This window comes from Streptomyces sp. NPDC048442 (assembly GCF_040651475.1).
In the GTDB taxonomy this organism is placed as follows: domain Bacteria; phylum Actinomycetota; class Actinomycetes; order Streptomycetales; family Streptomycetaceae; genus Streptomyces.
In genome coordinates this window covers 420,084-442,454 of the sequence record NZ_JBEZKB010000001.1, presented here as the reverse complement: position 1 = coordinate 442,454, position 22,371 = coordinate 420,084, and the positions used below count along the sequence as shown (strand labels likewise).

Genomic DNA, 22,371 nt, shown 5'->3' with positions numbered 1-22,371 from the left:
TTAGCTTCTTGGCTCGTAGCGTATAGAAAGCGCTTTCTAGATGCGTACGGGGCGTACGCACGGGCTGTACGAAGGGGACTGACGTGACACGCAAAACGGTGCGGATCGCCATGAACGGCGTCACCGGACGGATGGGGTACCGCCAGCACCTCGTACGGTCCGTGCTCGCGATCCGCGAGCAGGGCGGCCTCGACCTCGGCAACGGCGACGTGCTCTGGCCCGAGCCGATACTCGTCGGCCGCCGCGAGCACGCGCTGCGCGCGATGGCGCAGCAGCACGGCATCGAGGAGTGGTCCACCGACCTGGCGGCCGTCCTCGCCGACAAATCCGTCGACATCTACTTCGACGCCCAGGTCACCTCCGCCCGCGAGGAAGCCCTCAGGCAGGCCGTCGCAGCCGGAAAGCACCTCTACACGGAGAAGCCCACAGCGACAGGAGTCGAAGGCGCCCTGGAGCTCGCCCGCCTCGCCCGCGCCGCCGGCATCAAGCACGGCGTTGTCCAGGACAAGATCTTCCTCCCCGGACTGCTCAAGCTGAAGCGCCTCATCGACGGCGGCTTCTTCGGCGAAATCCTGTCCATCCGGGGCGAGTTCGGCTACTGGGTCTTCGAGGGCGACTGGCAGGACGCGCAGCGCCCGTCCTGGAACTACCGCGCGGAGGACGGCGGCGGCATCGTCGTCGACATGTTCCCGCACTGGGAGTACGTCCTGCACGAGCTGTTCGGCCGCGTCACCACGGTGAGCGCGCACGTCGCCACGCACATCCCGCAGCGCTGGGACGAGCAGGGCAAGCCCTACCCGGCCACCGCCGACGACTCCGCGTACGGCATCTTCCAGCTGGAGGGCGGCGCCGTCGCCCAGATCAACTCCTCCTGGGCGGTCCGCGTCAACCGCGACGAGCTGGTGGAGTTCCAGGTCGACGGCACACACGGCTCCGCCGTCGCCGGACTGCGCAACTGTCGCGTCCAGCACCGCTCCGCCACCCCCAAGCCGGTCTGGAACCCCGACCTCCCGGCCACCGAATCCTTCCGCGACCAGTGGCAGGAAGTCCCCGACAACGCCGTCTTCGACAACGGCTTCAAGGCCCAGTGGGAGCTCTTCCTGCGCCACGTCGTCCTCGACGAGCCCTACACCTGGGACCTCCTCGCGGGCGCACGCGGCGTACAGCTCGCCGAGCTGGGCCTCAAGTCCTCGGCGGACGGCCGCCGTTACGACGTTCCGGAGCTGACCCTGTGAGCGCGCTGATCCTCCCCGCCGCAGGTGGCGGAACCTTCTCCCACACCCCGCGCGCCGAGCCCTCCGGCTACGTCTGCGGCGGCTCGCCGCTCGTCTCCCGTACGGTCTTCTCGGCGGCCCACGTCGTCGCCGACCCGTACGCCGACACGTCGCCCGATGAGGCGGCAGCGGTCGACTGGGACTCCACCCTCGCCTTCCGCCGCCACCTGTGGGCGCACGGCCTCGGGGTCGCCGAGGCCATGGACACCGCACAGCGCGGCATGGGCCTCGACTGGGCGGGCGCGGCGGAACTGATCCGCCGCTCGGCCGCCGAGGCGAAGTCGGTGGGCGGTGCGATCGCCTGCGGCGTGGGTACGGACCAACTTCCGTCGGGCACCCATGACTTGGCGACCGTCACGGCCGCGTTCGAGGAGCAGCTCGCCCTCGTCGAGGAGTCCGGCGCGCAGGCCGTCCTGATGGCCTCGCGCGCCCTGGCGGCTGCGGCCGACGGCCCCGAGGACTACCTCGCCACGTACGGGCACCTGCTCCGGCAGGCGAGCGAGCCGGTGATCCTGCACTGGCTGGGCCCGATGTTCGACCCGGCGCTGGAGGGGTACTGGGGGTCGGCGGACCTGGACGCCGCGACCGAGACCTTCCTCCAGGTCATCGCCGCCCACCCCGACAAGATCGACGGCATCAAGGTGTCGCTGCTCGACGCCCGGCGCGAGGTCGAACTCCGCCGCCGCCTGCCGGAGGGCGTCCGCTGCTACACCGGCGACGACTTCCATTACCCCGAGCTGATCGCGGGCGACGAACAGGGCTTCTCCCACGCCCTGTTGGGAATCTTCGACCCGCTCGGCCCGCTGGCCGCCGAAGCGGTCCGCGTCCTGGACACGGGCGACACGGCGGGCTTCCGCAAGCTGCTCGACCCGACGGTCGAGCTGTCCCGGCACCTGTTCCAGAAGCCGACCCGCTTCTACAAGACGGGCGTCGTCCTCCTGGCCTGGCTGGCCGGCCACCAGTCGCACTTCACCATGGTTGGCCAACTCCAGTCGGCGCGCTCGCTGCCGCATCTGGCGCGCGCGTACCAACTGGCCGACGGGGTCGGCCTGTTCCCCGACCCGGAGCTCGCGGCGACCCGCATGCGGGCGCTGCTGACCGTGCACGGAGTTGCCCAGTGACCGAGGACCTCGCCCGCCTGAGCATCAATCAGGAAACCCTCAAGCAGTGGTCGTTGGAGAAGCTGGCGGCGGGGTGCACCGCTGCGGGCATCTCGCAGGTCGGACTCTGGCGGGCGCCCGTCCAGGAGTACGGGGCCGAGCGCGCGGCCAAGCTGATGCGCGACGCCGGGCTGACGGTCACGAGCCTGTGCAGGGGCGGCTTCCTCACCGCCCTCGACGAGGCCGAACGGGCCCGCGCGCTCGACGACAACCGGGCCGCGATCGACGAGGCGGCCACCCTCGCCGCCGACACCCTGGTCCTCGTCTCGGGCGGACTCCCGCCCGGCAGCCGGGACTTGGCAGGCGCTCGCGAACGTATCGCCGACGCGCTCGCCGTCCTCGGCCCTTACGCCTCCGCACGCGGTGTCCGCCTCGCCATCGAACCCCTGCACCCGATGTTCGCCTCCGACCGGTGCGTGGTGTCGACGCTGGGCCAGGCACTCGACCTGGCCGAACGCTTCCCCGCCGAGCAGGTGGGCGTGGTCGTGGACACGTACCACATCTGGTGGGACGATCTCGCGCCCGCGCAGATCGTGCGCGCCGGGGCCGGCGGCCGCATCCACTCCTTCCAGGTCGCGGACTGGATCACCCCACTCCCGGCCGGAGTGCTGCTGGGGCGTGGCCAGTTGGGCGACGGAAGCATCGACCTGCGCGGCTTCCGGGAGATCGTCGACGCGACCGGCTTCACCGGCCCGATCGAGGTCGAGATCTTCAACGAGGGCCTGTGGGCACGGGACGGAGCCGAGGCCCTGGCGGAGGTGGTGGAGCGGTACCGGGAGCACGTGCTCTGACGGCCCGGGTGCGCTCACGCGTGGCCGCGTCCCGGGTGCGCTCACGCGTGGCCGCGTCCCGGGTGTGCTCACGCGTGGCCGAGGACGGCGAGCAGCGCGGCGCACTCGCCGAGGGCCTGGACGGCCAGCGCCGCCCGCCGTACCCGTACGGCAGGCGCGGCCAGGGCCACGACGAGCGCCACGACTCCGACGGCGATGCCCGACTCGAACAGCCATCCCGGCATCGTGGACGAGCACTGCTCCCCGTACGTCAGACAGCGCGAGGCCCGCTCCGACGCCAGCGTGAGCACCCCGATCGCCACGGCCGCCGGCGGGAAGAGGGCGGCGGTCAGGGCGGCCCAGAGCCGGGTGCGGTCCTTCGGCGGCGCGGCCGGGGAAGTGGGTCCGGAGGCGTACGCGTGGTCGGAGGTGTTCATGCCCCCCATCCCACACGGGCCGCCGCGGCCGCACAGCCGTGCGGATACTCAGATCCCGGGTGACACGTACTCAGGCGGCGGCCGGGCCCCGCCCCGCCCGGCCGCCCGGCGCCACTCCTTGCCGCGCTACTTCTTGCCGCCGCCCAGCACCTGCCCCAGCAGGTCACCGAGACCGCCACCGGTGCCTCCTGCGGGCGCCGCGCCGGCCGTTCCCGGATTCTTCCGTTCCGTGGCCCGCTTGGTGACCACGGCCAGGACCACCGGGAGTGCGATCTCGATCGCCCGGGTGACGCTCGCCGCCGGGAGGCCGGTCTTCCTCGCCACCGCGTTGGCGACCGGCTTGGCCAGCTTGCCGAGCATCCCGGCCATCATGCCGCCGCCGACCAGTCCGCCCAGGCCGCCGCCGAGCGTGGCCACGCCCTGCAGGGGCGGCTCGGAGGCTTCGGCGAAGGCGGCGCGCACCTCGTCGGCCTCCTCCGGAGTCGCGGCCTCCGCCTTCTCGGCGATGCCGCCCGCGAAGGCGTCGGCCGTGGAAGCGACGACGCTCTGCGCGCCCGCCGTGTCCGTACCGAGCACCTCGGCGATCTCGCCGAGCCTGTCGTCGCCCAGCTCGGCGAGCACATCCTTTTGGAATGAGTTGTCTGCCATGACGGAAACGCTACGTCTGCACCGATATCTCGGCACCTTGTGTCCGCCCTGACAGGTGCCTCGGTGCGCACCTCGCGACGCACTCGGTACCCGCCTCGAAGAAAACTGGAATCTCCGTGCAACCCTTTGCCGCACTCGTCGGTCATATTGGGCATCAGGGCTTCCGGGGAGGGATCTGGGGGGATTCAGGGAGGCCTGAGACGGAGGGGGACCCAAAGGGGACCCGGTCGACGGACCGGGTCCCCTTTGTCATGCCGGGGTGCGGCTGGGGGTGCGGCTGTGCTGCTGCGCGGTTTGCCTGTAGGAGGCTGCGTTGTCCACAGCCCGCCCGCGCTGTCGGACCCCGGCGGTACCGTCGGTTCATGAGCAGCTCAGGGGCGGGTGGCGGTTCAGGTGCGGCCGTGGTCGAGGGGGTTCTGGAGCGGATCACCTATGCCAACGAGGACACCGGGTACACGGTCGGGCGGGTCGACACCGGGCGCGGATCCGGGATCGGTGACCTGCTGACCGTCGTCGGCGCGCTGCTCGGTGCGCAGCCGGGGGAGTCCCTGCGGATGGAGGGGCGCTGGGGGTCCCACCCGCAGTACGGCAAGCAGTTCACCGTGGAGAACTACACGACGGTGCTGCCCGCCACCATCCAGGGCATCAGGCGCTATCTGGGCTCCGGGCTGATCAAGGGCATCGGGCCGGTCATGGCCGACCGGATCACCACCCACTTCGGCGTCGACACCCTCGACATCATCGAGCAACAGCCCAAGCGGCTCGTCGAGGTGCCGGGCCTCGGGCCCAAGCGGACGAAGATGATCGCCGCCGCCTGGGAGGAGCAGAAGGCGATCAAGGAAGTGATGATCTTCCTCCAGAGCGTCGGAGTCTCCACCTCCATCGCCGTGCGCATCTACAAGAAGTACGGGGACGCCTCGATCTCCGTCGTGAAGAACGAGCCGTATCGGCTGGCCGCCGACGTGTGGGGGATCGGGTTCCTCACCGCCGACCGCATCGCGCAGGCCGTCGGGATTCCGCACGACAGTCCGGAGCGGGTCAAGGCGGGCTTGCAGTACGCGCTGTCGCAGTCCACCGACCAGGGGCACTGCTTCCTCCCGGAGGAGCAGCTCATCTCCGACGCCGTGAAGCTGCTCCAGGTGGACACGGGGCTCGTCATCGAGTGCCTCGCCGAGCTGGCGGAGGACCCCGAGGGGGTCGTCCGGGAGAAGGTGCCGGGGCCGGAGGGGCCCGGCGGGGAACCGGTCACCGCCGTCTACCTCGTCCCCTTCCACCGGGCCGAACTCTCCCTCTCCGCCCAGGTGCTGAGGCTGCTGCGCACGGACGAGGACCGGATGCCCGGGTTCCGGGACGTGGAGTGGGGGAAGGCGCTGGGGTGGCTCGCGAAGAGGACGGGTGCGTCCCTCGCTCCCGAGCAGGAGGCTGCCGTCAAGCTCGCGTTGACGGAGAAAGTGGCGGTGCTGACGGGCGGTCCCGGCTGCGGGAAGTCCTTCACCGTACGGTCCGTGGTCGAGCTCGCGCGGGCGAAGAAGGCGAAAGTGGTGCTGGCCGCGCCGACCGGGCGGGCGGCGAAGCGGCTGTCCGAGCTGACGGGGGCCGATGCCTCGACCGTGCACCGCCTCCTTGAGCTGAAGCCGGGCGGCGACGCGGCGTACGACAGGGACCGGCCGCTCGACGCCGATCTGGTGGTGGTCGACGAGGCGTCGATGCTGGATCTGCTGCTCGCCAACAAGCTCGTCAAGGCCGTCGCCCCCGGTGCGCACCTGCTGCTCGTGGGGGATGTGGACCAGCTGCCGTCCGTCGGCGCGGGCGAGGTGCTGCGGGACCTGCTCACCGAGGGCGGGCCCGTTCCGCACGTACGGCTGACGCAGATCTTCCGGCAGGCCCAGCAGTCGGGGGTGGTGACGAACGCGCACCGGATCAACTCCGGGAACCACCCCCTCACCCAGGGGCTCAGCGACTTCTTCCTCTTCGTCGAGGACGACACCGAGGAGGCGGGGCGGCTCACGGTGGATGTCGCCGCGCGCCGCATTCCGCAGAAGTTCGGGCTCGACCCCAGGCGGGACATCCAGGTGCTCGCCCCCATGCACCGCGGCCCCGCCGGCGCGGGCACGCTGAATGGCCTGCTCCAGCAGGCCATCACTCCGGCCCGCCCCGACCTCCCCGAGAAGCGGTTCGGCGGCCGCACTTTCCGGGTCGGCGACAAGGTCACCCAGATCCGAAACAACTACGACAAGGGGGAGAACGGCGTCTTCAACGGGACGGTGGGGGTCGTCACCGCGCTCGACGCCGACGAGCAGACGCTGACCGTCCGCACCGACGAGGACGAGGACATTCCGTACGACTTCGACGAGCTGGACGAGCTGTCCCACGCGTACGCCGTCACCATCCACCGCTCACAGGGGAGTGAATATCCGGCAGTGGTGATCCCCGTCACCACCGGCGCCTGGATGATGCTCCAGCGGAACCTGCTCTACACGGCCGTGACGCGGGCCAAGAAACTCGTCGTCCTGGTCGGTTCGCGCAAGGCGATCGGGCAGGCGGTGCGTACGGTTTCGGCAGGTCGGCGGTGCACCGCGCTCGACCACCGGCTCGCCGGAGGAACGTACGTACCGCCACCTCGGCAACCGGTCGCGGGCCATCGGTGGGAAACCTCACCCGGGGGTTACGGAACCGGGGCGAAGGGGGCAGTATGAGCAGGTTGGCGGCACTCAGTGCCGCGAACTGGCCTATTGGCCGACCCCGAGTGCACTCTGCTGAGCCAAGTGGGGGATGGTAGAGACAGTCAGGGCACCTCGAAGAAGAGGCACTACGTCGGTGAGGGATGACGTGAGCGAGAGCGACAACTCTGTAGTACTGCGGTACGGCGATGGCGAGTACACCTACCCGGTGATCGACAGCACCGTCGGCGACACGGGCTTCGACATCGGGAAGCTCCGGTCCCAGACCGGTCTGGTCACCCTCGATAGCGGATACGGCAACACCGCCGCCTATAAATCCGCCATTACCTATCTCGACGGCGAGCAGGGCATCCTGCGGTACCGCGGGTACCCCATCGAGCAGCTGGCCGAGCAGAGCAGTTTCCTGGAGACGGCCTACCTGCTGATCAACGGTGAGCTGCCGAAGGACGACGAACTGTCGACCTTCAAGAACGAGATCACCCAGCACACGCTGCTGCACGAAGACGTCAAGCGGTTCTTCGACGGCTTCCCGCGCGACGCACACCCGATGGCCATGCTGTCCTCGGTCGTTTCGGCGCTGTCCACGTTCTACCAGGACAGCCACAACCCGTTCGACGAGCAGCAGCGCCACCTGTCGACGATCCGGCTGCTCGCCAAGCTGCCGACGATCGCCGCGTACGCGTACAAGAAGTCGATCGGCCACCCCTTCGTCTACCCGCGCAACGACCTGGGTTACGTCGAGAACTTCCTGCGCATGACCTTCTCGGTCCCCGCCCAGGAGTACGTGCCGGACCCGGTCGTCGTCTCCGCGCTGGAGAAGCTGCTGATCCTGCACGCGGACCACGAGCAGAACTGCTCGACCTCCACCGTGCGTCTGGTCGGCTCCTCGCAGGCGAACATGTTCGCCTCGATCTCCGCCGGCATCAGCGCCCTGTGGGGCCCGCTGCACGGTGGCGCCAACGCGTCCGTCCTGGAGATGCTCGAAGCGATCCAGGCCGACGGCGGCGACGTCGACGCCTTCATCCAGAAGGTGAAGAACAAGGAGGACGGCGTCCGCCTGATGGGCTTCGGCCACCGGGTGTACAAGTCCTTCGACCCGCGCGCCAAGATCATCAAGGCTGCCGCGCACGACGTCCTCTCGGCCCTCGGCAAGTCCGACGAGCTGCTGGACATCGCGCTCAAGCTGGAGGAGCACGCGCTCTCCGACGACTACTTCGTCTCGCGCAACCTCTACCCGAACGTGGACTTCTACACGGGTCTGATCTACCGGGCGATGGGCTTCCCCACCGACATGTTCACCGTGCTCTTCGCGATCGGCCGTCTGCCGGGTTGGATCGCGCAGTGGCACGAGATGATCAAGGAGCCGGGTTCGCGCATCGGCCGCCCGCGCCAGATCTACACGGGCGAGGTCCTCCGCGACTTCGTGCCGGTCGACGAGCGCTGACCACTCGGTCGCCGCACTTGAGCGCATAGAAAAGCGCCCCGCCGCCGATCCCCCCACGGGTCGACGATACGGGGCGCTTTCCTGTTCCCCGGATCGGATTCCCCCCACGGGATCCCAACCGGGCGTCTGTCGGCTTTCGCCGCCAGAGGTCTTTGGTGCCTCGATACTGCTGGTCGTGCGGTACTGCCCGGTCCTGAAGCCGGTACTGCTCCGGCCCTGAAGCCGGTACTACCCGGCCCTGAAACCGGTACCGCCCGGCCCTGAAGCCGGTCCTGCTGCGGTCCGCCAGGACACGTACATACGGGAGGGCCGCTCAAAGCTCCCCGGTATACGTGTCCCGGCCAACGCTTGCCGGGGACGTCCCCCAAGACATCCCGCGTCGAACGTCCCCCAAGACGCTCTTGGCATCGCTTCTTAGACTCGCGACCCCGGCCAATGGTTACCCCTCGAACGCAGTGATCTACGTCACTTCGCGTATGTCGTGCGTTCGTGTACGTCATGTGAAGGTACGTAGCCGGAGGCTGTTTGTCACTACGAAGACGGATGAGAAAGCCATGGCAAATCCGGCGATCATCGGGTTGAGCAGCCCGGCGGCGGCCAGCGGCAGTGCCGCGACGTTGTAGCCGAAGGCCCAGAAGAGGTTCCCCTTGATGGTGGTGAGGGTCCTGCGGGACAGCCGGATCGCGTCCGCCGCCACCCGGAGATCCCCGCGGACCAGCGTCAGGTCGCCCGCCTCGATCGCCGCGTCCGTGCCGGTGCCCATCGCCAGGCCCAGGTCGGCGGTGGCGAGCGCCGCCGCGTCGTTCACGCCGTCGCCGACCATCGCGACGATGCGGCCCTGCGCCTGCAGACGGCGGACCACGTCGGCCTTCTCCTCGGGCAGGACCTCCGCGTACACCTCGCCGGCGCCGATGCCGACCTCGGCGGCGACCGCGTCCGCGACCGCCCGGTTGTCCCCGGTCAGCAGCACCGGTACGAGGCCGAGCGCGCGCAGTCGGGCGACCGCCTCCGCGCTGGTGTCCTTCACCGTGTCGGCCACCGTCAGCACGCCGCGTGCCTCGCCGTCCCAGGCGACCGCGACGGCCGTACGTCCCGAGGCCTCGGCGGCGGCTTTCGCCGCGGCGAGCGCGGGCGGCAGCTCGTAACCCCGGCCGGTGAGCAGCTTCTCCCGCCCCACCAGCACCTTGCGGCCCTCCACGACGCCTTCGACACCGAGGCCGGGGACATTGGCGAAGTCCGTGACCTCGGGAAGGCCGGCGCCGGCGCCCGCTGCCGCCGAGCCAGCCGCTTGTGCCCCCGCCGCCACCGCCTGCGCGATCGGATGCTCCGAGGCGTGCTCCAGGGCCCCGGCCAGCCGCAGCAGTTCGGTGGGGTCGACCCCGGCGGCGGGCAGGACGTCCTTCAGCTCCATCCGGCCCGTCGTCACCGTCCCCGTCTTGTCGAGCACGACGGTGTCCACACGGCGTGTCGACTCCAGCACCTCGGGGCCCTTGATCAGGATGCCGAGCTGCGCGCCCCGCCCCGTGCCAACCATCAGCGCGGTCGGCGTGGCCAGGCCCAGTGCGCACGGGCAGGCGATGATCAGCACCGCGACGGCGGCCGTGAAGGCGGCGGTCGGGTCGTCGGTGACGAGCAGCCAGGTCACCAGCGTGCCCAGTGCGATCAGCAGCACGACGGGGACGAACACGGCGGAGATCCGGTCGGCGAGGCGCTGCACCTGGGCCTTGCCGTTCTGCGCGTCCTCCACCATCCGGGCCATCCGGGCGAGCTGGGTGTCGGCGCCGACCCGGGTGGCCTCGACGACGATCCGGCCGCCCGCGTTCACGGTCGCGCCGGTGACCCGGTCGCCGGGGCCCACGTCCACCGGCACCGATTCGCCGGTCAGCATCGACGCGTCGAGGGCCGAGCTGCCCTCGACGACCGTGCCGTCGGTGGCGACCTTCTCCCCGGGGCGTACGACAAAACGGTCCCCGGCGGCCAGCCGACGTACCGGAATCCGCACCTCCGAGCCGCCGCGCAGTACGGCGACGTCGGTGGCACCCAGCTCCATCAGCGCCCGCAGCGCGGCCCCCGCCTTCCGCTTGGAGCGGGCCTCCAGCCAGCGGCCGAGCAGGATGAAGACGGTGACCCCGGCGGCGACTTCGAGGTAGACGGTGGAGGCGCCGTCGGCCCGGCCCGCCGTCAGGTCGAAGCCGTGCCGCATGCCGGGCATGCCCGCGTCACCGAAGAACAGCGCCCACAGGGACCACCCGAAGGCGGCGAGCGTGCCGACCGAGACGAGGGTGTCCATGGTCGCGGCGCCGTGCCGGAGGTTGGTCCAGGCGGCCCGGTGGAAGGGCAGCGCGCCCCAGACGACGACCGGGGCGGCCAGCGTCAGCGACAGCCACTGCCAGTTGTCGAACTGGAGGGCCGGGACCATCGACAGCAGGATCACGGGGGTGGCGAGCACGGCGGAGACGAGCAGGCGCTGCCGGAGGGCGGCCAGTTCGAGATCGGCGGGGTCCTCGGCGTCGCGGTCGTCGGCTGCCGGGGGCGCGGGCTCCTCGGCCGTGTATCCCGTCTTCACCACGGTCGCAATCAGGTCCGGGACGCCGACCGTCCCCCCGTCGTATGCGATCCGCGCCTTCTCCGTCGCGTAGTTGACGGTGGCGGCCACGCCCTCCATCCGGTTGAGCTTCTTCTCGATGCGGGCCGCGCACGAGGCGCAGGTCATCCCGCCGACGGTCAGCTCGACGTGGTGGTCGAGGGGGAGGGGCGATGCGGGTTCGGGGGGTGAATCGGGGGTGGCGCTGTTCATTCGTGGGGCTCCAGGAAACGTGCCGGGCCGTATCCACCCAGTATGAACAACCTGGCGGATACGGCCCGCGAGCAGTGCGGGGCGAGCGGTCAGACGGTGCCGACCAGCTCGTAACCGGCCTCGTCGACGGCGGCCCGTACCGCCTCTTCGTCCAGCGGGGCGGCCGACACGACGGTGACCTGCCCGGTCGAGGCGACGGCCTTGACCGAATCGACGCCCTCGATCTCCGAGATCTCGCCGGAGACCGCGCTCTCGCAGTGGCCGCAGGTCATGCCCTTCACCTGGTACACGGTGGTGACGCCGCCCACCTGGACGTCGGCCGCACCGGTGGAGCCGCAGGAGCCGGACGGCGAGCAGCAGGAACCGGAGGTCTGGGCGGCCTCGGCGGTGGCGGGGGTCTGGGTCTCGGCGGTCATGTGGGTGCTCCTTCGAAGACGGATGGCTGGTCACTGGTCACCGGCCCTCATGGTGACTGATGTGACGAGACTATACCCCTAGGGGGTATCAAATCCAGCGGCATCCGGCCTCGTCGGTTTTCGGTCGTGTCGCATCTGGGATAGATGACCCTTATGTCACATTCGGGGACGCTCATTCTCATCATGGCCATCGCGGTGCTCGCACCCCTGCTGGCGTACGGGATCGGCCGCTGGCTGCCCGTTCCGCTCGTCATCTTCGAGATTCTGCTCGGCATCGTGATCGGCCCCGACGTTCTCGGCTGGGCGCAGCGCGACGCGGTGATCGACGTGCTGTCGCAGCTCGGCCTCGCGATGCTGATCTTTCTCGCCGGGTACGAGATCGAGTTCGGCAAGGTCCGCGGCAGCACGCTGAAACGGTCCGCCGCCGCCTGGCTGATCGCCCTCGCCCTCGGCCTGGGGCTCGGCACCCTGCTCGCGAACGTCGGCGACGACGGCGGCTTCAGCAAGGGCGTCTTCATCGGCACGGCGCTGACCAGCACGGCACTGGGCACCGTCCTGCCGGTGCTGCGGGACTCGGGGGACCTCGGGGGGCGTTTCGGGCAGGTGATGATGGCGTTCGGCTCGGTCGGCGAGTTCGGGCCGATCGTCGCGATGGCGCTTCTGCTCAGCGGGCGCAGCGCCTGGCAGTCCACGGCGCTGCTCGCCACGTTCGCGGCGCTGACCGCGGCGGCGGTGTACTGGGCGATGCGCCCCAAGCCGCCGTGGTTCTCCGGCATCATCGCCAAAACCCTGCACAGCAGCGGTCAGTTCGCGGTGCGCTTCGTCGTGCTGCTGCTCGCGCTGATGCTGGGCGCGTCGCAGGCCCTGGGCCTGGACGTACTGCTCGGCGCGTTCGCCGCCGGCCTCATCACCCGCCTCGTCCTCAACGGGGCCGCCCCCAGCAGCAGCGGCGAGATCCTCGCCAAGGTGGAGGCGATGGGCTTCGGCTTCCTGGTGCCGGTGTTCTTCGTGGTCACCGGCATCGAGTTCGACCTGCGCTCGCTGCTCGACGGTGGCCGGGCGCTGCTCCTGCTGCCGGTCTTCCTCGCCCTGTTCGTCGTCGTACGGGGCCTGCCGGTACGTCTCCTCGCCCCGCCCGACCTCGGGGGCCCGGACCGTACGGCACTGATGCTCTTCAGCTCCACGGCCCTGCCGCTCGTCGTGGCGATCACCACCATCGGACTCGACGACAAGGTCCTCACGGCGAGCGAATCGGCGGCACTGGTCGGGGCGGGAATGGTGTCGGTACTGGTCTTCCCGCTGCTGGCGCTCAAGTGCAGGGCGGGGACGGGGCCCGGGTCGGGGTCGGGGTCGGGGTCGGGGTCGGGGGAGAAGGCGAAGGTGGGGAGGGTGGAGTCGGAGTCCTGGTGACGCCTCTATGAGGTGACGGCGACGCCTCTATGAGGCGACGGTGGGCGTGCCCCCGTGCACCGCCCACTCCCGGGCCAGGATCGACATGTACAGGTCGTCGATCCACTCGCCCTCGTGCCACAGCGCCTCACGCGCACGGCCTTCGACGACGAAACCGACCTTCTCGTACGCCCGTCGGGCGCGCGGGTTGAAGTCGAAGACGCCGAGCGAGATGCGGTTCAGGCCGAGGGCCTCGAATCCGTACGTGACGACGAGGCGGCAGGCCTCGGTGCCGAGTCCCCGGTTGCGTCCTCCGGGCCCCAGCAGCGTACGGAAGTTGCAGCTCCGGTTGGCCGGGTCCCACTCGTTGAGGACAACCTCGCCCACGCACTTCCGGGTGGCCCGGTCGACGACGGCCAGGTCGAGACGGTCGGCCTGCTCGGCCCGGGTCAGGTACCAGTCGCGGGTCGCGGTGTCGGGCACGAAGGCCGGCGAGCCGGTGAACCTGAGCACTTCCGGGTCCATGAGTGCCTCCAGCATCGCCGGGACGTCGTCCTCGGCGAAGGGGCGCAGCAGGACGCGGTCACCGGTCAGGGTGGGCTTGACGGAGAAGTCGGCCGAACTGTCGATCATGCGGTGATCCTCCGTGCCGTACGCGGCGAAGCACAAGCGAATTCGAGGCGTGGAGCGGATGCGGGATGCGGCGGGTGCGGGATATGCGGCGGATGCGGTACGGGCCCCGCACCTTCGGCCGGAAGCGGCCGGATGCGAGGCCCTGCGGGAGGAAGGCGCGCCCCTCGGGGGCTGTCAGTCGCGGCGTCTGTTGCCGGGGCGGCGGGCCACCCAGCTGCGGATGGTGTCCGCGTACCAGTAGGGCTTGCCGCTCTCCACGTGGTCGGGCGGGGGCAGCAGACCGTGCTTGCGGTACGAGCGCACGGTGTCCGTCTGAACCTGGATGTGCGCGGCGATCTCCTTGTACGACCAGAGCTTGCGGTCCGTCATCGGTGCACCTCCCTGCGAAGGCCGCAGCCACGGCCGGGGGGCCGTCGGGGGAGCTGCGGAATTCGCTGGCGATCACTCAGCCTCTGCCCCGTGAACGACGCTCCGTGAAGTGGAGGTTGGGGCTGTGGTGTGCCTGTGACGGAAGGCCCGCGTAATGGCGACATGTGTGACGGAAAGCGCACCTCTGTGACGTAAGTGGTGCAGGGGATGAGCGGGACACACCGGGTGGGCCGCGCCGATGTGCTTGGCGGGGCTCGCCCTTGGGTGTAGTGGGACAGGGGCTGTGCGTCAGTGCTCGCCGGGACCGCACACCGGCACACCGGCGATCTTCTTGCCGCCGCGGAGGTAGACGTTGCTCACCCAGGCGAAGTCACTTCCTGCGGGCAGCGTCACCTTGCTCCACCAGCGGTTCTTCGTACCGTCCGGGGACCTGACCGGGGTGGTGTTCTCGTTCGTCTGGCAGTAGTCGAGCAGCCAGATGCGGGACTTGGTAGCCAGGATCTGCGCGCTGGTGCGGGGGAACTCACGGAGATTGACGCGGGTGCCGTGGAGGTAGACCCGCTTGGGCGCGAGGGCCGCGGCGGGGGGCGGGGTGAGGGCCGGTGCGAGGGCCGGTGCGAGAGCTGGTGCGGCGACCCGTGCGACGACCGGCCGGGGGCTGTTCGCCCCGGTGGCCGGCACCGACAGCAGGCCGGTGGTCAGCAGGGTGGCCGCGGTGGCGGTGGCAGTGACGGCGAGGCGCGGGTACGTCATGGGCTGTTCCCCCTGGGTGGGCTGCCTGGGTGGGCTGCGCGTCCGAACGGGCCGTTCGTCCTCGGCCCTCCGTACGAGAAGCCTGCCCGGCGGCGCCCGTACGGGCGGGAGAACGGGCGCCGTTCACTCGGACGGAGCCCGCAGCCCGCAGCCCCGAGTCCAGAGCCTGCAGCCCGGAGCCCGCAGCCCGGAGTCCAGAGTCCGTAGCCCCCTACGCCCCGCAGCCCCGCAGGAAGGCCCGTGTCCGTCGTGCGATCGGCAGTGGCTTGTCCGGCGGGCACGGGTACATGTCCTGTTCCACGATCGCGAACAGGCCCGTCCCGCGCTCCGCGCCGAGTTCCTGCGCGGCCTGCAGTACGGGCTCCAGCGCGGGCACCCCGCCCGGCGGTTCGCACATCACGCCCTCCGCCACGGCGTGCCCGAACGGCAGCCGCTGCTCGTTCACGCGGGCCAGCACCGCCGGATCCACCTGCTTGAGGTGCAGATAGCCGATCCGTTCCCCGTACGTCTCGATGAGTTTGACGCTGTCGCCGCCGCAATAGGCGTAGTGCCCGGTGTCCAGGCACAGCGAGACCAGGTCGGAGTCGGTCGAGTCGAGGAGGCGGACCACGTGCTCCTCGGTGGCTATGTGCGTGTCCGCGTGCGGATGGACGACGACCCGCAGCCCGAACTCCTCGCGCACCTGCCGCGACAGCCGCTCCGTCTGCGCGGCGAGCAGCCGCCACTGGGCAGGGGTGAGGGTGTCGTTCTCAAGAGCCCGCCCGGTCTCGTCGTCCCGCCAGAAGGCCGGAATCATCACGAGGTACCCGGCGCCCACGGCCTGCGCCTGCCGGGCCACCGCCGAGACGTGTGCCCAGGTGGTGCTCCAGTCGGGTGAGTCGTCCCGGTGCAGTGCGGTGAACACCGTCCCGGCGGACACCCGGAGACGGCGCTCGCTCAACTCCTGCCGAAGCCGGCCGGCGTCGCGCGGCAGATAGCCGTACGGGCCCAGCTCGATCCACTCGTAACCGGCCTCGACGACCTCGTCCAGGAATCGCTGCCAGGGCACCTGGTGGGGCCGGTCGTCGAACCACACCCCCCACGAGTCCGGGGCGGTACCAATCCTGATGCGCGTCAGCGCTCCCTCGCCGGTCATGGGGGAACCTTGACAGTTTTCCGAACGCGCGGCTAGACCTGAAAACCGCAGTCCGCCGACGAGGGGGATTCATGAGCGAAGCGCAACAAAACAGCCCGTACGAGAACACCCTGTACGAGAACACTCCGTACGACCTGATCGTCATGGGCCGCCTCGGCGTGGACCTCTATCCGCTCAAGGCGGGGGTGCCGCTGGACCGGGTCGAGACGTTCGGCAGGTTCCTCGGCGGATCGGCGGCGAACGTGGCGGTCGCCGCGGCGCGGCTCGGGCGGCGGGTCGCGCTCGTCTCGCGGACCGGGGCTGACCCGTTCGGGGTGTATTTGCGCAGGGAGCTGGAGACCTTCGGCGTCGGCGTGCGCTGGGTGACGGAGGTCGCCGCGTACCCCACACCCGTCACCTTCTGCGAGGTCTTCCCGCCGGACGACTTCCCGCTCTACTTCTACCGGCAGCCCAAGGCGCCCGACCTGGAGATGCGTCCGGGGGAGCTGGACCTCGACGCGGTGCGCGGCGCACGCGTCTTCTGGGCGACCGGTACGGGGCTGTGCGCGCAGCCCAGCAGGGACGCGACGTTGGGCGCGCTGGAGGCTCGCGGAGGCGCCGTGCACACCGTCTTCGACCTGGACTGGCGCCCGGCCTTCTGGATGGACCAGGACCCGCACCCGTACTACGCACAGGCCCTGCGGCACGCCACGGTCGCCGTCGGCAACATCGACGAGTGCGAGATCGCGACCGGTACGCGCGATCCGCACGCCGCGGCGAAGGAGCTGCTGGGGGCGGGTGTCGAGCTGGCGGTCGTCAAGCAGGGGCCCGAGGGCGTCCTCGCCGTCCACCGCGACGGGAGCTCTGTGCGAGTGCCGCCTCTTGAGGTGAAGGTGCTCAACGGGCTCGGCGCGGGCGACGCGTTCGGCGGGGCACTCTGCCACGGCCTCCTCGCGGGCTGGCCCCTGGACCGTACGATCCGCTGGGCGAACGCGGCGGGAGCGCTGGTGGCGACCCGCCTGGAGTGCTCGTCCGCGATGCCGTACGCGGCGGAGATCGATCGGCTTCTGCTTCTGGCGACGGGCGGCGAATGATGACGGACCAGCATGCGGCGGATCAGCAGCTTTTTGTGGCGGCGGGGAGCGAGTCCCGCGGACCGTACGCGCTCGACATCGGGCCGAAGCGGGCCGGGTGGGAGTACACGGCGTTGCGCGTGCTCGAACTGCGGCCCGGTGCCTCGCACCACCTCCCCACCGGGGACTGTGAATGGATCGTGCTGCCGCTGGCCGGGGCGTGCAGCGTCCTCGTCGACGGAGAGGTCATCGAACTCCTGGGCAGGGACGGCGTGTTCGGCTCGGCCTCCGACTTCGCCTACCTTCCGCGCGACGCCCACGCCCAGATCGCCACCGGCGCGGGCGGCCGCTTCGCCCTGGCGGGAGCGAGGTGCGAGCGACGGCTCCCCGCTCGTTACGGTCCCGCGCAGGAGGTTCCGGTGGAGCAGCGGGGGAGCGGGGCCACGGGCCGCGAGGTGCGGAACTTCGCGGCGGCGGACGTCTTCGAGTGCGACCGGCTGATCGCGGTCGAGGTGATCACGCCCGGGGGGCACTGGTCGTCGTATCCGGCGCACAAGCACGACGAGGGGATTCCGGGGCGGGAGTCGGTGCTGGAGGAGATCTACCACTACGAGTTCGACGGCGGTCCCGGCGTGGCGGGCTACCAGCGGATCGCGTCGTCCCGGCCGGGCGGTGCGGACCTGCTGACCGAGGTCCGCACCGGCGACACGGTCCTGGTGCCGAACGGCTGGCACGGCCCGTCGATCGCCCCGCCGGAGCACGCCATGTACTACCTGAACGTGATGGCGGGCCCGGGCCCCCTCCGCGAATGGAACATCACCTTCAGGGAGGGGGAGGGGTACAGGTGAGAGCGAGGGGGCGCGTGGTGCGGGTGCGTCGTGGCTGGTCGCGCAGTTCCCCGCGCCCCTAAATGCCTGCCCCTTACCTCGCTAGCCCTCTTGGGCAGCGGGGCCGCCCCCCCCGGGGGCGGGACGGGTGGGCAAGGGGGCGGCCCCCACGCGGAGCCCCGCCCACCGACCGCACGCCCCGACACCGCCCCTCCCGCTACCCCCTTCCGAGGAGGCCCACCCCATGCCGACCCCCGCTCCCACCCCCACCCGCCACCTCACCACCGCCCAAGCCCTCCTCGCCTTCCTCACCCACCAGCACACCGAAAGCCACGGCGTCCGCCGCCGCCTCATCACCGCCACCTGGGGCATCTTCGGCCACGGCAACGTCGCAGGGCTCGGTCAGGCGCTTGTGGAGACCGGGGCGGGCCCGGACGGCATGCCCTTCCTCCAGGGCCGCAACGAGCAGGCCATGGTGCACGCCGCCACCGCCTACGCCCGCCAGCAGGGCCGCCTCTGTGCCCACGCCGTCACCACCTCCATCGGCCCCGGCGCCACCAACCTCGTCACCGGCGCCGCCCTCGCCACCATCAACCACCTCCCCGTCCTCCTCCTCCCGGGCGACACCTTCGCCTCCCGCCCCGCCGACCCCGTCCTCCAGCAGCTCGAAGTCCCGTACGCCGGGGACGTTTCCGTCAACGACTGCCTGCGCCCCGTGTCCCGGTACTTCGACCGCATCACCCGCCCCGAGGCGCTCGTCCCCGCCGCCCTCGCCGCGATGCGGGTCCTCGCCGACCCCGCCGAGACCGGTGCGGTCACGCTCGCCCTGCCCCAGGACGTACAGGCGCAGGCGTACGACTGGCCCGAGGAGTTCTTCGCCGACCGCGTCTGGCGCGTACGGGCCCAAGAGCCCGACCAGCGGGACCTGTTCGATGCCGAAGAGGCGGTACGGGCCGCCCGCCGCCCCCTCCTCGTCGCCGGCGGCGGCGTCCGCCACAGTCGCGCCGAGTCCGCCCTCCGCGCCCTCGCCGACCGCACCGGCATCCCCGTCGCCTCCACCCAGGCGGGCAAGGGCTCGCTCCCGTACGACCACGCCGCCGACGTCGGCGGCATCGGTCACACCGGTACCGCCACCGCCAACCACCTCGCCCGCACCGCCGACCTCGTGATCGGCGTCGGCACCCGCTACACCGACTTCACCACCGCCTCCGGAACCCTCTTCCAGAACCCCGAAGCCCGCTTCCTCAACCTCAACATCACCGGCTTCGACGCCCACAAGAGGGGCGGCCTCACCCTCGTCGGCGACGCACGCGCGGGCATCGTCGGCCTCCTCGACAGGCTTCACGAACGCACCGCCGAAGGCGAGCACCTCACCGGCTACCGCGTGGAGGCGGCGTACGAGACCGAATACCGGGCCCGGAAGGCCAGTTGGGAGGAGCACGTCACCGCCGTCTACTCCGCCCCCGACGACAAAGCCGTCCCCACCCAGGCCCAAGTCCTCGGCGTACTGGACACCTTGGTCACCCACGAGGACATCCTGATCAACGCCGCCGGATCTCTCCCCGGGGACCTCCACAAGTACTGGCGGACCCGCTCCCGCGACGGCCACCACGACCAGTACCACGTCGAATACGGCTATTCCTGCATGGGTTACGAGATCCCCGCCGCCATCGGCGTCCAGCTCGCGGCCCCCGGCCGGCCCGTCTGGGCGCTCGTCGGTGACGGTACGTATCTGATGAACCCCACGGAAATCGTCACCGCCGTACAGGAGCGTCTGCCGATCAAGGTAGTGATCCTGGACAACCACGGGTATGCCTCCATCGGCGGTCTCTCCGAGGCCGTCGGCGGCGAGCGCTTCGGCACCGACTACCGCTTCCGCGCCGGCGACGGTACGTACACGGGAGAGCCGCTGCCCCTCGATCTGGCTGCCAACGCCGCCTCCCTGGGGATGCGCACTCTGCGCGCCCACACCATCGGTGACCTGCGGGAAGCCCTCAAAGAGGCGCGGGCGAGCACCGTTCCCACATGTGTCTACGTCGAGACCGAAACGGGCGACACAGTGTCGGGCCCGCCGCCTGGCGACGCATGGTGGGATGTTCCCGTGGCCGAGACCGCGACCCGCCCGTCGGCGGCTCGGGCACGCGAAGAGTACGACCGGCACGTCGCAGCCCGACGCCACCACCTTTGAAGGAGTGCAGTTCATGAAGACCGTCAACCACTGGATCGGTGGCAAGACCGTCGAGGGTGCGTCGGGCAACTGGGGCCCGGTCACCGACCCGGCCACCGGCGCCGCCGACACCCGTGTCGCCCTCGCTTCCGTCGAGGAGGTGGACGCGGCCGTCGCGTCCGCGAAGGACGCCTACGCGAAGTGGGGCACGTCCTCCCTCTCCGCCCGCACCGCGATCCTCTTCCGCTACCGCGCCCTGCTCGACGCGCACCGCGACGAGATCGCCGCCCTGATCACCGCCGAGCACGGCAAGGTGCACTCGGACGCGCTGGGCGAGGTGGCCCGCGGCCTGGAGATCGTCGAGCTGGCGTGCGGCATCACCACCCAGCTCAAGGGCGAGCTGTCCACCGAGGTCGCCACCCGCGTGGACGTCTCCTCGATCCGCCAGTCGATCGGCGTCGTGGCCGGCATCACGCCGTTCAACTTCCCGGCCATGGTGCCGATGTGGATGTTCCCGCTCGCGATCGCATGCGGCAACACCTTCGTACTGAAGCCCTCCGAGAAGGACCCTTCGGCGTCCCTGCGCCTCGCGCAGCTCGCCACCGAGGCCGGCCTGCCGGACGGCGTGCTGAACGTCCTGCACGGTGACAAGGTCGCCGTCGACCGGCTCCTGGAGCACCCGGACGTCGCTGCGATCTCCTTCGTCGGCTCGACCCCGATCGCCCGCCACATCCACACCACCGCTTCCGCCAACGGCAAGCGCGTACAGGCCCTCGGCGGCGCCAAGAACCACATGCTGGTCCTCCCGGACGCCGACCTCGACGCGGCCGCCGACGCGGCCGTCTCGGCGGCGTACGGCTCGGCCGGTGAGCGCTGCATGGCGATCTCGGCCGTCGTGGCCGTCGGCGCCATCGGTGACGAGCTCGTCGCGAAGATCGTCGAGCGCGCCGAGAAGATCAAGATCGGTCCTGGCAACGACCCGGCGTCCGAGATGGGCCCGCTGATCACCGCCGCCCATCGCGACAAGGTCGCCTCGTACGTCACGGGCGCAGCCGCCCAGGGCTCGAAGGTCGTCCTCGACGGCACGGGGTACACGGTCGAGGGCTTCGAGAACGGCCACTGGATCGGCCTCTCGCTCCTGGACCACGTCCCGACCGACTCCGACGCCTACCGTGACGAGATCTTCGGCCCGGTGCTGTGCGTCCTGCGCGTGGACACGTACGAAGAGGGCGTCGCCCTCATGAACGCCTCGCCGTTCGGCAACGGCACCGCGATCTTCACCCGCGACGGCGGCGCCGCCCGACGCTTCCAGCTGGAGATCGAGGCCGGCATGGTCGGCGTCAACGTGCCGATCCCGGTGCCGGTGGGCTACCACTCCTTCGGTGGCTGGAAGGACAGCCTCTTCGGCGACCACCACATCTACGGCAACGACGGCATCCACTTCTACACCCGCGGCAAGGTCACCACGACCCGCTGGCCGGACCCGGCCGACACCCCCTCCGGCGTCGACCTCGGCTTCCCCCGCAACCACTGACCCCACCCGTCCCACCCTCACCTGCGGGCTCCAGCCAATTCCGGCCGGAGCCCGCAGGCGTACCTCTTGAGCGACTGCTCAGACGTGCCCGTACGTTTTGAGCGACTGCTCAGCTGTGCCCGTACCTTTTGAGCGACTGCTCAAGCGTGCCTGTACACGCCTCCCGGCTCCAGCTCCTTCGGTGCGAACAACCGCTCCACCGACACCAGCGTGAACCCCCGCTCCCGCAGCCCGTCCACGATCGCCGGCACCGCAGGCACCGTCCCCTCATAGATGTCGTGGAGCAGGATGATCCCGCCCCGCTTCGCGGACTTCAGGATGCGTTCCTCGATCACCTTCGGGTCGTGGTCCCGCCAGTCCAGCGCCCGTGAGTTCCACAGGATCTGGGCGAGGCCGAGCTCCTTGCAGATCGCCGCCACGTGCTTGTTCGTACGCCCCTGCGGCGGCCGCATCAGCGTCGGCCGCCGCCCTGTCAGCTGGGCGAGGGCGTTCTGCGTCTGCGCCAGTTGCCGCCGCGCCTCTTGAGGCGGCACTTCGGTCAGCCGCGGGTGCGTCCACGAGTGGTTGCCGACCTGGTGCCCGTCCGCCACCATCCGCCGCACCAGGTCCGGGTACTTGTGCACCGGCCCCCTCCCGATCAGGAAGAACGTCGCCGGCACGTGCTTCTCCTCCAGCACGTCGAGCAGCTCGCCGGTGTAAGGCCCCGGCCCGCCGTCGAAGGTCAGGGTCACGCACTTGGCCACCCGGCAGTCGACGGGGCCGACAACGGGGCCGCGCGCGAAACCGGTCAGCAGGGCGGCGGCGACCAGTGCGGCGGCGGTGATCAGGGAACGGCGGCGTTTCGTCACCGCACACCGGTACCAGCGGCGGGCACCCCCGCAAACG

18 protein-coding genes and 1 pseudogene are annotated in these 22,371 nt (G+C 70.6%); 10 read left to right on the top strand and 9 right to left on the bottom strand.

Annotated elements, in window-relative coordinates; genetic code table 11:
- Positions 1-83 precede the first annotated feature (83 nt).
- From AB0D18_RS01970 to AB0D18_RS01960, 3 genes are read left to right on the top strand one after another with little or no spacing between them, the layout of a single operon-like run.
- Entirely contained in the window at positions 84-1,235 is a 1,152-nt protein-coding gene (locus tag AB0D18_RS01970; RefSeq protein WP_362411135.1) for a Gfo/Idh/MocA family oxidoreductase, read from the top strand.
- 5 nt (positions 1,236-1,240) lie between these two features.
- Positions 1,241-2,395: a dihydrodipicolinate synthase family protein gene (locus AB0D18_RS01965; protein WP_362412119.1), complete on the top strand. Its 1,155-nt coding sequence runs from the start codon at positions 1,241-1,243 to the stop codon at positions 2,393-2,395.
- A complete protein-coding gene (locus tag AB0D18_RS01960; protein WP_362411132.1) occupies positions 2,392-3,225 on the top strand; it encodes a sugar phosphate isomerase/epimerase family protein in 834 nt (277 codons plus the stop codon). Before AB0D18_RS01965 ends, AB0D18_RS01960 begins: the two co-directional genes overlap by 4 nt.
- A 68-nt stretch (positions 3,226-3,293) precedes the next feature.
- On the opposite strand, the gene AB0D18_RS01955 is transcribed toward AB0D18_RS01960, so the two are convergent.
- Together AB0D18_RS01955 and AB0D18_RS01950 are read right to left on the bottom strand one after the other, a co-directional pair.
- Complete coding sequence (locus AB0D18_RS01955; RefSeq protein ID WP_362411129.1) at positions 3,294-3,641, bottom strand: hypothetical protein; 348 nt, start codon at positions 3,639-3,641, stop codon at positions 3,294-3,296.
- Positions 3,642-3,767: 126 nt separating this feature from the next.
- Positions 3,768-4,289, bottom strand: a complete 522-nt coding sequence (locus AB0D18_RS01950; RefSeq protein ID WP_362411126.1) for a DUF937 domain-containing protein — start codon at positions 4,287-4,289, stop codon at positions 3,768-3,770.
- A gap of 362 nt (positions 4,290-4,651) precedes the next feature.
- Here AB0D18_RS01950 and AB0D18_RS01945 point away from each other — a divergent pair.
- Together AB0D18_RS01945 and AB0D18_RS01940 are read left to right on the top strand one after the other, a co-directional pair.
- Positions 4,652-6,895: pseudogene (locus AB0D18_RS01945) on the top strand (ATP-dependent RecD-like DNA helicase); the annotation flags it as partial.
- 223 nt (positions 6,896-7,118) lie between these two features.
- Positions 7,119-8,414 (top strand): citrate synthase, encoded by a 1,296-nt coding sequence (locus tag AB0D18_RS01940; RefSeq protein WP_362411123.1) that lies wholly within the window; start codon positions 7,119-7,121, stop codon positions 8,412-8,414.
- Between the two features lie 496 nt (positions 8,415-8,910).
- Here the strand turns inward: AB0D18_RS01940 and AB0D18_RS01935 are convergent, their stop codons facing one another.
- Complete coding sequence (locus tag AB0D18_RS01935; RefSeq protein WP_362411120.1) at positions 8,911-11,211, bottom strand: heavy metal translocating P-type ATPase; 2,301 nt, start codon at positions 11,209-11,211, stop codon at positions 8,911-8,913.
- An 89-nt stretch (positions 11,212-11,300) separates the two neighbouring features.
- Positions 11,301-11,627, bottom strand: a complete 327-nt coding sequence (locus AB0D18_RS01930; protein WP_362411117.1) for a cation transporter — start codon at positions 11,625-11,627, stop codon at positions 11,301-11,303.
- Positions 11,628-11,780: 153 nt separating this feature from the next.
- Between AB0D18_RS01930 and AB0D18_RS01925 the strand changes: the two genes are divergently transcribed.
- Positions 11,781-13,037, top strand: a complete 1,257-nt coding sequence (locus tag AB0D18_RS01925; RefSeq protein WP_362411114.1) for a cation:proton antiporter — start codon at positions 11,781-11,783, stop codon at positions 13,035-13,037.
- 27 nt (positions 13,038-13,064) lie between these two features.
- On the opposite strand, the gene AB0D18_RS01920 is transcribed toward AB0D18_RS01925, so the two are convergent.
- The 4 genes from AB0D18_RS01920 to AB0D18_RS01905 form a co-directional block, all read right to left on the bottom strand.
- A complete protein-coding gene (locus AB0D18_RS01920; RefSeq protein WP_362411111.1) occupies positions 13,065-13,649 on the bottom strand; it encodes a GNAT family protein in 585 nt (194 codons plus the stop codon).
- A 174-nt stretch (positions 13,650-13,823) separates the two neighbouring features.
- Positions 13,824-14,018: a MerR family transcriptional regulator gene (locus AB0D18_RS01915; RefSeq protein ID WP_362411108.1), complete on the bottom strand. Its 195-nt coding sequence runs from the start codon at positions 14,016-14,018 to the stop codon at positions 13,824-13,826.
- Positions 14,019-14,306: 288 nt separating this feature from the next.
- Complete coding sequence (locus tag AB0D18_RS01910) at positions 14,307-14,771, bottom strand: peptidase M23 (RefSeq protein ID WP_362411105.1); 465 nt, start codon at positions 14,769-14,771, stop codon at positions 14,307-14,309.
- A 211-nt stretch (positions 14,772-14,982) separates the two neighbouring features.
- Positions 14,983-15,906, bottom strand: coding sequence for a sugar phosphate isomerase/epimerase (locus AB0D18_RS01905; protein ID WP_362411102.1), 924 nt, complete (start codon positions 15,904-15,906; stop codon positions 14,983-14,985).
- Between the two features lie 71 nt (positions 15,907-15,977).
- Between AB0D18_RS01905 and iolC the strand changes: the two genes are divergently transcribed.
- The 4 genes from iolC to AB0D18_RS01885 all read left to right on the top strand — a co-directional run bounded on the left by iolC (position 15,978) and on the right by AB0D18_RS01885 (position 21,486).
- Positions 15,978-16,979 carry a 5-dehydro-2-deoxygluconokinase gene (iolC, locus tag AB0D18_RS01900; RefSeq protein ID WP_362411099.1) on the top strand — a complete coding sequence of 334 codons (1,002 nt, stop codon included), beginning with the start codon at positions 15,978-15,980 and terminating at the stop codon, positions 16,977-16,979.
- Positions 16,976-17,806 (top strand): 5-deoxy-glucuronate isomerase, encoded by an 831-nt coding sequence (iolB, locus tag AB0D18_RS01895; protein WP_362411096.1) that lies wholly within the window; start codon positions 16,976-16,978, stop codon positions 17,804-17,806. Before iolC ends, iolB begins: the two co-directional genes overlap by 4 nt.
- A 223-nt stretch (positions 17,807-18,029) precedes the next feature.
- Positions 18,030-19,973: a 3D-(3,5/4)-trihydroxycyclohexane-1,2-dione acylhydrolase (decyclizing) gene (gene iolD / locus AB0D18_RS01890; RefSeq protein ID WP_362411093.1), complete on the top strand. Its 1,944-nt coding sequence runs from the start codon at positions 18,030-18,032 to the stop codon at positions 19,971-19,973.
- A 13-nt stretch (positions 19,974-19,986) separates the two neighbouring features.
- Complete coding sequence (locus AB0D18_RS01885) at positions 19,987-21,486, top strand: CoA-acylating methylmalonate-semialdehyde dehydrogenase (protein WP_362411090.1); 1,500 nt, start codon at positions 19,987-19,989, stop codon at positions 21,484-21,486.
- Positions 21,487-21,626: 140 nt separating this feature from the next.
- Here AB0D18_RS01885 and AB0D18_RS01880 read toward each other — a convergent pair whose 3' ends face one another.
- Positions 21,627-22,334 carry a polysaccharide deacetylase family protein gene (locus tag AB0D18_RS01880; protein WP_362411087.1) on the bottom strand — a complete coding sequence of 236 codons (708 nt, stop codon included), beginning with the start codon at positions 22,332-22,334 and terminating at the stop codon, positions 21,627-21,629.
- Positions 22,335-22,371 lie beyond the last annotated feature (37 nt).

Coding starts and splice junctions, on each gene's coding strand:
- AB0D18_RS01925 (WP_362411114.1), top strand. CDS start 11,781: ATGTCACATTCGGGGACGCTCATTCTCATCATGGCCATCGCGGTGCTC.
- AB0D18_RS01930 (WP_362411117.1), bottom strand. CDS start 11,627: ATGACCGCCGAGACCCAGACCCCCGCCACCGCCGAGGCCGCCCAGACC.
- AB0D18_RS01920 (WP_362411111.1), bottom strand. CDS start 13,649: ATGATCGACAGTTCGGCCGACTTCTCCGTCAAGCCCACCCTGACCGGT.
- AB0D18_RS01905 (WP_362411102.1), bottom strand. CDS start 15,906: ATGACCGGCGAGGGAGCGCTGACGCGCATCAGGATTGGTACCGCCCCG.
- AB0D18_RS01955 (WP_362411129.1), bottom strand. CDS start 3,641: ATGAACACCTCCGACCACGCGTACGCCTCCGGACCCACTTCCCCGGCC.
- AB0D18_RS01950 (WP_362411126.1), bottom strand. CDS start 4,289: ATGGCAGACAACTCATTCCAAAAGGATGTGCTCGCCGAGCTGGGCGAC.
- AB0D18_RS01910 (WP_362411105.1), bottom strand. CDS start 14,771: ATGACGTACCCGCGCCTCGCCGTCACTGCCACCGCCACCGCGGCCACC.
- AB0D18_RS01935 (WP_362411120.1), bottom strand. CDS start 11,211: ATGAACAGCGCCACCCCCGATTCACCCCCCGAACCCGCATCGCCCCTC.
- AB0D18_RS01885 (WP_362411090.1), top strand. CDS start 19,987: ATGAAGACCGTCAACCACTGGATCGGTGGCAAGACCGTCGAGGGTGCG.
- iolD (WP_362411093.1), top strand. CDS start 18,030: ATGCCGACCCCCGCTCCCACCCCCACCCGCCACCTCACCACCGCCCAA.
- AB0D18_RS01915 (WP_362411108.1), bottom strand. CDS start 14,018: ATGACGGACCGCAAGCTCTGGTCGTACAAGGAGATCGCCGCGCACATC.
- iolB (WP_362411096.1), top strand. CDS start 16,976: ATGATGACGGACCAGCATGCGGCGGATCAGCAGCTTTTTGTGGCGGCG.
- iolC (WP_362411099.1), top strand. CDS start 15,978: ATGAGCGAAGCGCAACAAAACAGCCCGTACGAGAACACCCTGTACGAG.